Annotated in this window: 9 protein-coding genes; 1 reads left to right on the top strand and 8 read right to left on the bottom strand. The window is 72.8% G+C overall.

Annotation, left to right across the window (positions count from 1 at the left end):
- The 6 genes from fomD to FNQ90_RS03105 all read right to left on the bottom strand — a co-directional run.
- Positions 1–669 (bottom strand): cytidylyl-2-hydroxypropylphosphonate hydrolase (fomD, locus tag FNQ90_RS03130; protein ID WP_182604850.1); only part of this gene is annotated, 669 nt, incomplete at its 3' end.
- A gap of 142 nt (positions 670–811) precedes the next feature.
- The gene (locus FNQ90_RS03125; RefSeq protein ID WP_182604849.1) at positions 812–2275 is read right to left on the bottom strand and encodes a class II fumarate hydratase; all 1464 of its coding nucleotides are present in this window, start codon (positions 2273–2275) and stop codon (positions 812–814) included.
- Positions 2276–2432: 157 nt separating this feature from the next.
- Entirely contained in the window at positions 2433–4097 is a 1665-nt protein-coding gene (locus FNQ90_RS03120; protein ID WP_182604848.1) for a fumarate hydratase, read from the bottom strand.
- Between the two features lie 350 nt (positions 4098–4447).
- Positions 4448–6928, bottom strand: a complete 2481-nt coding sequence (locus FNQ90_RS03115; RefSeq protein WP_182604847.1) for an ABC transporter permease — start codon at positions 6926–6928, stop codon at positions 4448–4450.
- On the bottom strand, positions 6925–7605 hold the full coding sequence (locus tag FNQ90_RS03110; RefSeq protein WP_182604846.1) for an ABC transporter ATP-binding protein: 681 nt from the start codon (positions 7603–7605) through the stop codon (positions 6925–6927). Before FNQ90_RS03110 ends, FNQ90_RS03115 begins: the two co-directional genes overlap by 4 nt.
- On the bottom strand, positions 7602–8129 hold the full coding sequence (locus tag FNQ90_RS03105; RefSeq protein WP_182604845.1) for a PadR family transcriptional regulator: 528 nt from the start codon (positions 8127–8129) through the stop codon (positions 7602–7604). Before FNQ90_RS03105 ends, FNQ90_RS03110 begins: the two co-directional genes overlap by 4 nt.
- 356 nt (positions 8130–8485) lie before the next feature.
- On the opposite strand from FNQ90_RS03105, the gene FNQ90_RS03100 reads away from it, so the two are divergent.
- Complete coding sequence (locus FNQ90_RS03100; protein WP_182604844.1) at positions 8486–10315, top strand: alpha/beta hydrolase; 1830 nt, start codon at positions 8486–8488, stop codon at positions 10313–10315.
- 87 nt (positions 10316–10402) lie between these two features.
- Here FNQ90_RS03100 and FNQ90_RS03095 read toward each other — a convergent pair whose 3' ends face one another.
- Together FNQ90_RS03095 and FNQ90_RS03090 are read right to left on the bottom strand one after the other, a co-directional pair.
- Positions 10403–11989, bottom strand: coding sequence for an AI-2E family transporter (locus FNQ90_RS03095; protein WP_182604843.1), 1587 nt, complete (start codon positions 11987–11989; stop codon positions 10403–10405).
- A 259-nt stretch (positions 11990–12248) separates the two neighbouring features.
- Positions 12249–13010, bottom strand: a complete 762-nt coding sequence (locus FNQ90_RS03090; protein WP_143621294.1) for an aggregation-promoting factor C-terminal-like domain-containing protein — start codon at positions 13008–13010, stop codon at positions 12249–12251.
- Between the last annotated feature and the right edge of the window lie 422 nt (positions 13011–13432).

Raw genomic sequence — 13432 nt, 5'->3', positions numbered from 1 at the left:
GTGCCAATCGGGCGGCAACGCGGGGGTCCCCCAGTCGGGCGCGGGACGCCACTCGGTCCACCGTTCGGAGAACGGGCTGCCCCAGCGGCCGATGAGGCGGGTGGCCTCGCGTCCGGCGCGGCGCACCCGCTCGGCCCGATCGGGGTCGATCAGTCCCACCTCGAGCGCCCGGGCGAACTCGTCCTCGTCCCGCCATTCCCAGCGTCGGTCCGGGTAGACCGCGATGTCGAGGAAGTGGTCCTCCGAGTCCACCCCTCCCGACCAGCGTCGCAGCGGCTCCTCCAGGTTGACGTACCAGTTCTTGAAGCGCCACCCCTGTTCCCAGAACAACCACACCGACCAGGGATCGCCGGGCCGGGCCAGCTTCAGCACGCCGGTTCCGCTCCAGGTGGTCGGGACCGGCCCCCGGGGTTTGGTGTAGCGGGTTTCCAGCGGCTCGAGGTGGACGGGGGTGCCGTCCAGGAGCCGGGGACGCACGCAGGGGGTGTCGGGGGCCAGCCAGACGGCCAGCAGATCGGGGGTGTCCCGGACGACGGTCACCGGCCGGCAGATGTGGACATCGGACGTACCGTTGGCCCGATAGCGCCACAGGATGTGGTCACCGGGCCGCCAGCGCGGCCACGACGTCGCGCCGTCGGTGCCCGTACCGGGCTCGCGGTGTGTCGTCATAAGGGAAGGATAGGCGCACGCCCCCCGCATTCCGGCGTTCCCGCCGCATTCTCCTCCGGCTTCCGCGCCGGTGCGGAAGCCGGCGTGCGGGAAGCGCCCCGGGGGCTTCCCCGGGGCCGCCGCGGGGCGCGCGAGGGCGCCCTCACCGCGTCCGGCCGGGCCCCTCCCCCGGTTCCGGTTCGATGGGTCGGGTCATGGACAGGACGTCCAGCGCCCGGTCCAGTTGTTCCTCGGTGAGCGTCCCCCGTTCCAGGTGGCCGGCGTCGATCACGGCCTGCCGGACGGTGACGCGCTCGGTCAGGGACCGCTTGGCGATCCGGGCGGCCTCCTCGTACCCCAGGTAACGGTTGAGCGGGGTGACCACGGACGGGGAGGACTCGGCGTACTCCCGGCAGCGGTCCACGTTCGCGACCAGACCCTCCACGGTGCGGTCGGCGAGCAGACGGGCGCCGGAGGACAGCAGCCGGATCGACTCCAGCAGGCTCGTGCCCATCACCGGGAGCATGACGTTCAGCTCGAAGGTGCCGGAGGCCCCGGCGACGGTGATCGTGGTGTCGTTGCCGATCACCCGGGCCGCGATCATCAGCACCGCCTCGGGCACCACCGGGTTGACCTTGCCCGGCATGATCGAGGAGCCGGGCTGCAGGTCGGGCAGGGTGATCTCGGCCAGGCCGGTGCGGGGGCCCGAGCCCATCCAGCGCAGGTCGTTGCAGATCTTGGTGAGGGAGACGGCGACGGTGCGCAGTTGACCGGAGGTCTCCACCACGGCGTCCCGGGCGCCCTGGGCCTCGAACCGGTCGCGGGCCCCGGTCAGTGGCAGGCCGGTGTCGGCGGCCAGTTCGGCGACGACGGCGTCGGCGTAGCCGGCCGGGGTGTTGACGCCGGTGCCCACCGCGGTGCCTCCCAGCGGCAGCTCGGCGAGGCGGGGCAGGGCGTCGCGCAGTCGCTCGACACCGTGGCGCACCTGGGCGGCGTAGCCGGCGAACTCCTGTCCCAGGGTGACGGGGGTGGCGTCCATGAGGTGGGTGCGGCCGGCCTTGACCACGTCGGCGAACCCGTCGGAGCGACGGGAGAGGGTGTCCGCGAGGTGTTCCAGGGCGGGAATCAGCTCCCGCAGCACGGCGTCGACGGCGGCGACGTGGATGGATGAGGGGAAGACGTCGTTGGAGGACTGGCTCGCGTTGACGTGGTCGTTGGGATGGACCGACCGACCGAGGCGTTCGGCGGCGAGGCCGGCGATCACCTCGTTGGCGTTCATGTTGGACGAGGTGCCCGAGCCGGTCTGGTAGACGTCCACCGGGAAGTGGTCGTCCCACCGCCCGTCGGCCACCTCGCGGGCGACGTCGGCGATCGCGTCGGCGAGGTCGTCGGGCAGCACCCCCAGTCGGCCGTTGACCACGGCCGCGGCGGCCTTGATCCGGGCCAGGGCTGCGATCTGGGCGGATTCCAGCCGCCGGCCGGAGACGGGGAAGTTCTCCACCGCGCGCTGGGTCTGCGCACCCCACCGGGCGCGGGCGGGCACCCGCACCTCCCCCATCGAGTCGTGTTCGACGCGGAAGTCCGCCCCCGACCCCCCGACCGGGGCGCCACCGTTCGTGGTGTCCATCGCCCGATCCCGCTTCCGGTTCCGTCCCTGTTCCGGTGTGGATGCGTTCATGGGCTCGAACCTAACGCGGACGCCCCGGCGCGCGGTGGAAGCCGCGCGCCGGGGCAAGCACCGGTTCGCCCCCGGGGCACCGGGAGGAGCCGGGGAAGCGGGCGGCTCAGGCGCCGGAACGCACCGGGATGGAGGTCACGAAGGGCTGCTCGGGCGCCGGGTCGGTGAAGAAGTCGTTGCCCTTGTCGTCCACCACGATGAACGCCGGGAAGTCCTCCACCTCGATCCGCCAGACCGCCTCCATGCCCAGCTCCGGGTACTCCAGGACCTCGACCTTCTTGATGCAGTCCCGCGCCAGTCGCGCGGCCGGTCCGCCGATGGACCCCAGGTAGAAGCCGCCGTGCCGCTCGCAGGCCTCGGTGACCTGCCGGGACCGATTGCCCTTGGCGAGCATCACCATCGAGCCGCCCGCGGCCTGGAACCGCTCCACGTAGGAGTCCATCCGGCCGGCCGTGGTCGGACCGAAGGAACCGGAGGCGTACCCCTCGGGGGTCTTGGCGGGACCGGCGTAGTAGACGGCGTGGTCGCGCAGGTAGTCGGGCATTCCCTGCCCGGCGTCCAGCCGCTCCTTGATCTTCGCGTGCGCGATGTCCCGGGCCACCACCAGCGGGCCGGTGAGCGAGAGTCGGGTCTTCACCGGGTGCCGGCTCAACTCGGCGCGGATCTCCTCCATGGGCCGGGTGAGGTCGATGCGCACCACGTCCCCGGCCGTCTCCAACTGCTCGTCGGTGGTGTCGGGCAGGAAGCGGGCCGGGTCGGTCTCCAACCGCTCCAGGAAGACGCCCTCGGCGGTGATCCGGGCCCGGGCCTGCCGGTCGGCGGAGCAGGAGACGGCCAACGCGACCGGGCAGGAGGCGCCGTGCCGGGGCAGCCGGACCACCCGCACGTCGTGGCAGAAGTACTTGCCGCCGAACTGCGCGCCGATCCCCAGCTCCCGGGTGAGTTGGAAGACCCGCTCCTCCATCTCGAGGTCGCGGAAGCCGTGGCCGGAGGGGGAACCCTCGGTGGGCAGGGCGTCCAGGTAGTGCGCGGAGGCGTACTTGGCGGTCTTCAGCGCGTATTCGGCGGAGGTGCCGCCGACGACGATCGCCAGGTGGTACGGCGGGCAGGCGGCGGTGCCCAGGGACCGGATCTTCTCCTCCAGGAAGCGCATCATGGAGCGCTCGTTGAGGACCGCCTTGGTCTCCTGGTAGAGGAAGGACTTGTTGGCCGAGCCGCCGCCCTTGGCCATGAAGAGGAAGTCGTAGGAGGCGCCGTCGGCCGCGTACAGCTCGATCTGGGCGGGCAGGTTGGTGCCGGTGTTGCGCTCCTCCCACATGGTGAGCGGGGCGAGCTGGGAGTAGCGCAGGTTCAGCTTCGTGTAGGCGTCGTACACGCCCCGGGACAGGGCCTCGGCGTCCCGCCCCTCGGTGAGGACGTTCTGGCCGCGCTTGCCCATCACGATGGCGGTGCCGGTGTCCTGGCACATCGGGAGCACGCCGGCGGCGGCGATGTTGGCGTTCCTCAGCAGGTCCAGGGCGACGAAGCGGTCGTTGGGCGAGGCCTCGGGGTCGTCCAGGATGCGTCGCAGCTGGGCGAGGTGGTCGGGGCGCAGGTAGTGGGCGATGTCGTGCATGGCCTCTGCGGCCAGCAGGCGCAGCGCCTCGGGCGCGACGCTCAGGAAGGTGCGGCCGGCCGCCTCGACGGTCTCGACCCCCTCGGCGGTGATCAGGCTGTAGGGGGTGGTGTCCTCGCCGACGGGCAGCAGGTCGGTGTGGGAGAACTCGGGCATGGCGGCCTTCCGTCGTCTCGTCTCGGCGTGCCGGATGTACCGGCGTGCCCGGCGCGTGGGGCACCCGCCGCCGGGCGCGCGTCGCCGACACACGGCGGCGACGGCGCGGCCACCAGCCTAGAACGCCCCCGACGGGCCGGGACGCGGGGTCGCCGTGACCCGGGCCACGCCGGGAGCCGTGGACAGGCTCGAGGCCGACGGCCCGGGCCCTCCGGGGAGAAGAGGGCCCGGGCCGTCGGCGGTGTGCCGGGCGCGACCGACGCGATCCCACCCCCGTGGGGTCCGCGTCGATCGCGCCCGGGCGGCGCGGGGAGGGCCGGGGTGGGATAGGGACCCGGCCCTCCCCGCCGTCATTCGGTGCGCAGCCCCTGCGGGCGCATCATCCGATACAGCGAGGGCATCCCGACCAGGGTGGCGCCGAGGACGACCCCGGCTCCGGCGGCCGTCATCACGAGCAGCGACGGGATGTCGAACACCACCGATCCGCCCACCGTGGTCAGCAGGACCGCCCCCAGGCCCATACCACCGACCATCGCGATGAGGAGACCGAGCGCGACCGGCAGCGCGGTCTGCCACAGCACGGAGCCGGCCAGGGTCGAGCGGGGGGTGCCGAAGGCGACCAGGACCGACAGCAGCCGGCGGCGTTCGCGCATCTGCTCCAGAGTGGAGATCGCCATGGAGCCGCCGATCAGGAGCATGACGACCACGGCACCGGCGTACAGCGAGCGACGCAGGTTGTCGAACTCGTCGTCGTGGAGGGTCGGGGAGGCCTCGAAGACGTAGAACCGGGACTCCCCGTCGAAGAGGGCGTTGCGCACGTGCTCGGCGATGTCCGGCTCGCCCGGTTGCGTGTACAACTGCGCCTCGAACGCGATGTCGGGGATTCGTCCGGGGTCCAGCGCCGCCGGGGTGGCGAACACGCCGGACATCAGGTAACCGATGCCGTTCTCCCCGCCCAGGGTCACCACGGGGGCGTCCGCCGGGATCGTCCACGGCTCCACCTCGGTGTCCAGGCGGTCGCCGGAGAGGGCGTCGTACTCCACGGCGAGGTTCAGCGAGTCGCCGGGGGCGACGTTCAGGCGCTCGTCCTCCCGGTGCGCGAGGTAGACGGCGCCGTCGACACAGTTCTCCGTGGCCAGGAGCCGGACGAGGACCTCGCACTCCGCGATGGTGACACCGGACCAGATCTCCGCGTCGTCCGTGCGGGGCAATTGGTGCGAGGCATACCCCAGGACTCCCGTCACACCGGCGACCTCCTCCAGGCGCCGCGCCCCTTCGAGGGGGTCGGAGGGGTCCCGGGGGGCGCCGCCGGAGACCACCAGTGACGGGGACCCCTCGCCCGCCCCGGTCTCCTCGGAGAACTGCGTGGTGATGCCGGTCAGGAACATCTGCAGGGCGATCGCCCCGGCGACGGCGATGGTGACGCCGCTGACCGCGCGGCTGGCGGAGCCGGAGTCCAGTTGCAGCCTGCGCATGGCGAGTTGGAACGGCACCGGGCCGCCGCGTACCCGCCCGGTCAGTGCCTCGACCAGCCACGGAAGGACCGCTGTGGCGCCGACCAGCAGGAAGACGATGCCCACGGAGACCTGCCAGATCTCTCCGGTCCCCACATCCGGTTCCTCGCTCCCCGACAACGCCAGGGGCAGCAGCAGCGCCAGACCCGCGAGGGGAGGCAGCAGCCGCCACCAGAGCCTGCGACGCCGGGGGGTGGAGGTGCGCACGACGCCCAGCGGCTCGACGGCGACCCGGCGCATGGCCTGGAGGGTGACCATCACCGCGGCCGTCGGCACACCGATGATGACGAACAGGGCGATGGCGAGGGCGGGAACCGCGTCCTCCGAGAAGGCACTGAGACCGAAGATCCGGAACTCGGCGAGCAGGTTGCGGCCCAGGAGGAACACCACCACTCCCACCAGGAGTCCGACCAGGGCACCGGCCAGGGCCTCGCCGGCCGCGATGCGGTGGGTGGCGCGGACGTCGGTGCCGAGCAGGCGGAGCGCGGCCAGGCGACGGTCCCGCCGCTCGCCGCCCAACCGGACGGCGGTGGCGATGAACGCGCCCACCGGCAGCAGCAGCACCACGCAGCCGATGACCAGCATGAGGAGCAGCACGGGGTGGAGCGGCTGGCTCCCCGCCGTGACCCCGAAGGCGTCGACCCGGTACACCCCGTCGTCATCGATCCGCTCGGCGAGTCCCGGGTCACCGGCGTACCAGAGCAGTTCGTTGGGCTCGGTGAGCCCCTCGTCCGCGACGATCCCGCTCAGCTCGTAGGGGAGTCGCGGGGTCAGCAGGTGGGCGTCCGGGGAGTCGAGCAGGTCGCGCAGGGCCGGCGAGACCACCATGGTGCCGGGCGCCGGCACCTCGGTGATGCCCGGCGGCAGGGCGGGATCCCCGCCCTCGGCGTGCAGGACCGTGCCGGTCACCCATTCGCCGCGGAACTGCGTGCTCTGCGGTGTGATGAGCACGGTCCGCTCACCGGGGGCGATCTCCCCCTCGGAGGCCGAGGTGTACTCGTGGCCCCGGGCGGCGTTGCGCTCCTCGTAGCCGGAGATCAGATTGGGCACGGCGGCGGCCAGCAGCAGCACCGCGACACCGAACCCGACACCGAGCGCGGTCAGGGAGGTGCGCAGCAGGCCCTCCCGGCCCCCGGCCAGGGCGAAGCGCATCCCCATCCACAGGTCGCGGGCCCAGCGGCCCGCGGTGCCGGGCGGCTCGGGGAACTCCGGTGCGTCGGGGAGGGGACCACGGAGGACCGGGGCGGCGCCCCGATCCCGCAGGGCGGTGGGGACGGTGGAGCCGGTGGCGCCGGACGGGCGCGAGGAGCCGGTCACGCGGCGCCCACCGGGTCGCGGGCGATGCCGTCGCGCACAACGATCTCGCGGTCGGACCAGGCGGCCACCCGGGACTCGTGGGTGACCAGCACGACGGCGGCGCCGGCGGTGCGGGCGGCCTCGGTGAACAGCTCCATCACTCGCTCGCCGTTGAGGGAGTCCAGGGCGCCGGTGGGCTCGTCGGCGAACAGCACGCGGGGGCGTCCGACCAGGGACCGGGCCACGGCGACCCGCTGCCCCTGACCGCCGGAGACGGTGCCGGGGCGGTGGCCGGCCACGTCGTGCACCTCCAGCCGCTCCAGCCACTCGTCCGCGCGCCGCTCGGCCTCGCGGCGGGCCACGCCGTTGAGACGCAGCGGCAGGGCGACGTTCTCCCGGCAGGTCAGCTCGGGCACCAGGTGGCCGAACTGGAAGACGAAACCGAAGGCGGAGCGGCGCAGGGCACTGCGCTCCGCGTCGGAGAGGGTGGTCATCTCGCGGCCGTCGAAGCGGACGCTTCCGGAGTCCGGCGGGACGATCCCGGCCAGGCAGTGCAGCAGGGTGGACTTGCCCGACCCCGAGGGGCCCATGATCGCGACGATCTCGCCGGCGGCCACCGAGAAGTCGGCGCCGGCCAGGGCGGGGGTGTTGCCGTAGGTCTTGTGCAGGGCTGTGGCGGTGAGCAGGGCGTCGGTCACGGCCGGATCACCTCCGCGGCGAGTCGGTCGAGGCGGGCGGCGGTCAGGTCCAGCCACCGCAGGTCGGCTTCCAGATGGAAGAGGGCGTGGTCGCAGATGAGCTGGTCGGCGAGGTCGCCGGACGACTTGCGGCGGGTCAGCTCACGCATCAGTCGCAGGTGTTCGGCGCGCTGGACGTCGAGCAGACCGGCGGCGTCCCGGCTGGTCAGCAGGGCGAGGACGACCTTGGTGTACAGGGTGCTGCGCAGGTAGGGCTCGGGCTTCTCCGGCCGGGAGAGCCACTCGGCGACATCGGTGACGCCGGAGTCGGTGATGGCGTAGCGCTTGCGGTCGGGACCCTCGCCGGCTTCGACGCCCTCGACCTCGACGAGGCCGTTCTTCAGCAGGCGGGACATGGTCGAGTAGACCTGTCCGTAGTGGAGGGGCTTGTCCTGGCCGAAGTGGGCGTCGAAGGCCCGTTTGAGGTCGTATCCGTGGCTGGGGCCGCCCTCCAGCAGGCCGAGCAACGTGTGACTGATGGACATGCGGACCACTATACACACCACGTATACACCGGGTGTGGAATCGAGGTGAATACCGGGAGAGCGGCCGAACGGGCGGTCCCGGGGCCCTCCACCCGGACCCGGACCTCCCCCGTCGCGCCTCCCCCGGCCCGTGCGCCTTCGCGCCCCTCGGACCCCTCCGCGCGCGGCGCCGTTCGGGGGGCGGTTGATCACAATCCGGCACCGGCTCAACGTCCGACCGCCCCGGGGCGTCCGATCCCCTAGCGTGGTGTGCCGCCGGCCCCGGGTCGTCACCCGGAAACCATCCGGACACCTTCCGGAGTCACCCGGAGCCCGGGGACACGCCCGCCGCCGGCACGGGACAGGGGGAGGGATCGATGCTGTACACCGCCGACGGGTCGGGGCCCGGCTCGGGGCCCACCCCGCGCGCCGTCGATCCCTCCGACGCACGCCCCACCGGCGCCGGATGGCCCGCCCGGGCCCGGCACACCGCACTGCGCGTCCTGCGCCGCCCCCTCGTCGACCGCGAGGACCCCCGTCGGCTGGTCCGCCGCTGGCCGGACCTCTTCGCCTGCCTGGTCGCCCTCTTCTTCTTCTGGCTCTCCCTGACCCCCTCGCTGGTCCCGCGCCCGTGGTACCTGCAGGGCGTCATCGGCGGCATCACCGCCGCGATCGGCTACGGCCTCGGAGCCCTCGTCGCCACGCTGTACCGCCGGGTGGCCCCCTGGCGTCCCGACGAGACCGTCCGGGCCCGCTGCTGGCTCACCTTCCACCTGCTGACCCCGCCCCTGGTGATCCTCCTGCTGTCCCGGAGCGCCGACATGCAGCGCGAACTGCGCCGGTTGCAGGAGCTGCCCCCGACCCTCACCTGGCACTCGGCGATGATCGCGCTGATCAGCCTGGCCGTCGCGCTGACCCTGTTGGCGATCGCACGCGGCATCCGGCTGGGCACCCGGCTGTTGAGCGAGGTGCTGCACCGCTTCGTGCCCGGCCCGGTGGCGGTGGCGCTGGCCCTGGTCCTCAGCAGCCTCCTGATCATCTTCACCGGGCGGGACCTGGTCTTCGAACGGGGAGTGCTGACCGTCGCCGAACGGATCGCCGCGGCCAAGGACGCGAGCACCGACCCCGGCGTGCTGCGGCCCTACTCCCCCCTGGTCTCCGGCAGCCCCGACTCGCTCGTCCCATGGGAACTGCTGGGCAACAAGGGCCGCACCTTCACCGGTACCGTCCTCTCCCCCCGGGAGATCTCCGACTTCACCGGCCGCCCGGCCCTGCAACCGGTGCGCGCCTACGTCGGCCGCGCCGCCCACGAGACCCCCGAGGAGGGCGCGGAGCTGGCCGTGCGGGAACTGGAACGCGCGGGCGGCTTCGACCGGTCGGTCCTGCTGATCGCCGGCACAACCGGCACCGGCTGGCTCAACCCCACCAGCGTCGAGGCCCTGGAGTACATGACCGGCGGTGACAGCGCCGTGGTGGCCGTGCAGTACTCACACCTGCCGAGCTGGATGTCGTTCGTGGTGGACCAGGAGGAGGCGGGCGAGGCGACCCGGGCGCTGGTGGACGCCGTCCACGAGCGCTGGTCCCGCGAGCCGGCGGACGACCGGCCACTGTTGCTGGTGAGTGGGGAGAGCATGGGGGTGCAGGCGGTCGAGGCGGCCTTCGACGACATCCACGATCTGCTGGACCGGGTGGACGGTGGGCTGCTGGTCGGCCCGCCCGACGCCTCCCCCATCCACCGTGAGCTGACCCGCGACCGGGACCCCGGCAGTCCGGTGTGGCGGCCCTCGTGGCGGGACGGCGAACACGTGCGGTTCGCCCAGTTCCCGGAGGTGGACCTGGTCCGCGACGCCACGGACTGGGAGCACCCCCGGTTGGTCTATCTGCAGAACGCCTCGGACCCGGTGGTCTGGTGGTCCCCCGACCTGTTGTTCCGTCGTCCGGAGTGGATGAACGAACCGCTCGGCCCCGACGTCACCGGCGCCATCGACTGGTTCCCCTTCGTCACCTTCTGGCAGACCACCGTGGACATGGCCGTCTCCTACGGGGCCCCCGCCCCGCACGGCCACCGGTACGGCGCCAACCCGGTGGACGCCTGGGCGGCGATCGTCGAACCGGATGGCTGGAACCTCGCCGACACCGGACGGCTGCGGCTCCTGCTGGAGGAGCGGCACCCCCCTCGCGCGGGGTGGGCCGGTACCCCGGACTGACGGGGACGGCCCGCCCCGAACGGCGCCGGGTGGGGCGCCGAAGGGGACGGGCCAAAACCCCTCGGGGCGTGGGACGGGGCGTGGGGCTCAGGAACCGCGACCCGGGGCCCGGGAGGCGCCGGGGCCGTCGCCGGGGTCGTCGCCGGGGCCGTCAAAGTCGCCCCGATCGTGTTCGGGGGCCAGCGCGGCGATCGTGGCCCCGCTGCGCCGGGGATCGGCCCGGACCACCACCTGATCGTGATAGGCGCGCAGATAGGTCACCACCGTGTTGAGCACCGCCACCAGCGGGACCGCCACCACGGCACCGGGGATGCCCGCCAACAGCGTGCCCGCCGTCACCGTCAGCACCACCGCCAGCGGGTGCACCCGCACCAACCGCCCCAGGATGAAGGGTTGCAGGATCTGGCTCTCGATCTGCTGGACCAGCAGCACCACACCGAGCACCAGCACGGCGGTGACGAAGCCCTCCGTCACCAGCGCCACGAGCACCGCCAGCGCGCCGGAGAGGATGGCGCCGAGGATCGGGACGAAGGCCGTCAGGAAGACGATCACCGCCAGCGGCACCGCCATCGGCACCTGCAGGATGTACAGCCCCAGGCCGATGCCCAGGGCGTCGATGAGGGCCACCAGCACCGTGCCCCGGACATAACCGGTGAGGGTGATCCAGGCACGCGGTCCGGCGCCGGCCACGGCCGGGCGGGCCGAGGCCGGGATGAACTTCAGGAACCAGTACCAGATGTTGCGGCCGTCGTAGAGCAGGAAGAGCACCACGAAGAGGGTCACACCGGCACCGGTGAAGAACCGCACCGCGTAGTTGGCGCCCTCCAGACCGGCGGTGGTCAACTCGGCGCTGTGCTCGCCGATCCACTGGTTGACGTTGTCCACCACCTGGGTGATGTCCTCGTCGGAGACCCCGAAGGGACTGTCCAGGACCCAGTCGCGCAGTTCGTTGATGCCCTCGGTGACGCTCTCGACGAGATCGTCAACGTTCTCCATCACCTGCCAGACGACGAACCAGCCGACCAGGCCGATCACGCCGAAGCCCATGAAGGAGGTCACCGCCGTGGCGGCCCCGCGTCCCAGGCCCGCCCGTTTGAGCCGCCCGGTGAAGGGCTGCAGCAGGGCGGTGATCAGCAGACCGGCCGCGAAGGAGATCACCAGGAGGCTGATCGCGCCGATCACCTGGATGAGGATCCACACCGCCGCCGCGAGGACCAGCAGGCGCCAGCCGAGTTCGGAGGCCACCCGCAGGCCCCAGGGCAGGGCCTCCGCCGGGGCCGGACGGTACGACACCCCACCGGCGGCCGGGCTCGCGCCGGGGTGGTGGCCGACGGGCGGCACGTGTCCGGCGTCCACGTCGGCGGCGGCGTCCTTGCGGGCGGCGGCGACGTTCGCGGCGGAGGTGCGGGCCTGGACCGGTCGGGTGTCCTCGTCCCCCTCCACCAGAGGGCGTTCGGCGGCCACCGCCGCGTCATGGCCCCCGCCTGCCGTGGGGGCGGCCGCCTCCGCGCCCGCCCCGGCCGTGGTCCGCTCGGCTTCCCGCGGGTCCTCCTCGACCCGTCGGGCCGCCTCCTGCTCGCGCCGCTCGCGCTCCTTCTCCGCCGCCTCCCGGTAGCTGGAGAACCGGTCGGCCACCCGCGACAGACCGGATCTCAGCCGGTCGAATGCGGACATCGCTCGCTCACCTCTTCCCCCCGGAGGCCGCGGGCCACTCCGGGATTCCCCCTGGTCCGTGCCCCCGCGCCGGCACGGCGGCCGACCGTCGGGGACGGGGGGTCGACGTTACCCTGTCGATCCGCCGAACGGGGGGCGGGCACGGCCCGAACCCCGAGGGCCCCCGTGTCGTGGGACGACACGGGGGCCCTCGGGGTTGGTCACGAATCGGCGACGTCACCGACCGGGGGGATGAGCCGGGCGCCCGTCCCCCACCGGCTCAGTACCAGTGGTTGGCCTGCCAGAACTCCCAGGCGCCGCACGGGCTGCCGTAACGCTCGTTCATGTAGTTCAGGCCCCACTTGATCTGGGTGGCCGGGTTGGTGCGCCAGTCCGCGCCGGCGGAGGCCATCTTGCCCGCCGGTAGTGCCTGCACCAGACCGTAGGCACCCGAACTGGGATTGGTCGCGGTGTGGTTCCAGCCCGACTCGCGCTCGATGATGTTGGAGAAGCACTGGTACTGGCCCGCGCCGACGATCTCCATGGCCATCGCCTGGATCTCGGACTTGGTGTACGAGGCCTGCACGGGAGCGGAGGCCGCGTTCTGCGCGGTGCTCGCCGAAGCCACCTCGGCGGCCTCCCGCTCGGCCTTCTCGCGGGCCTCGCGCTCCGCCTTCTCCTGCGCCTCGCGCTCGGCCTTCTCGCGGGCCTCGCGCTCGGCGGCCTCCCGCTTGGCGGCGGCGTCCTCGGCGGCCTTCAGTCGGGCCGCCTCCTCGGCTGCCCGCTTGGTCGCGGACTGGGCCGCCTCGCCCTGGAACTCCGCCTGGCGGGTCAGGGACGCGGCCTGCACCCGGGTGTCCGCGGCGGGAATGTCCACCAGCAGCGACGCGTCGGCCGTCAGGGTCGAGGTGTCGGCTGCAATGGCCTCCAGGGTGTCCACACCACCGAGGTCGTCCCCCGAGGCGACACCGACGGCCGCGCCGACGGTGGTCACCGCGGTGGCCGACGCCACTGCGAATCCCCGGACAGACATCCGGCTCACACGGTTTCCTTCCACCATCGCCCACGGGTGACCTCGCGGGCGCAATCGTGCCCCTGACACGGGCCTCCCCCGGGCATCCGGTGGTGGGAGGCACGGGCCCGGTGCGGTCCCGGCGCCGAGGGCGATCCGGAACCCGCGTGGTACTCGGGCGGCATACGGCTGACGTCTGTTCAGTTGTGAGGCGTACGCCGCGAGCCGGGTCGTCCGCCCTCCGGCGGATCGGTTCGACACCGCGGTGGTGCCGTATGCGGGGCCTGACAGACGCACACCCTGCCGGAGAGGTCGCGCCGGAAGCAATTCGTGACCATGTGGGAAAGCTCACAGGCGTCTTGTGAGCGCGGACTTGCGAAAACCGACCGACATACCTCCGATTGGGCGCTACTCTTCCGCCCCCGCCGACGGACGGCGGCTTCCCCATCCCC

Origin of the sequence: Streptomyces alkaliphilus, assembly GCF_014141535.1 — a bacterium.
Taxonomy (GTDB): Bacteria; Actinomycetota; Actinomycetes; order Streptomycetales; family Streptomycetaceae; genus Streptomyces; species Streptomyces alkaliphilus.
Note: the sequence above shows the minus strand (reverse complement) of the source record. Positions and strands in the feature narration are given on the sequence as shown.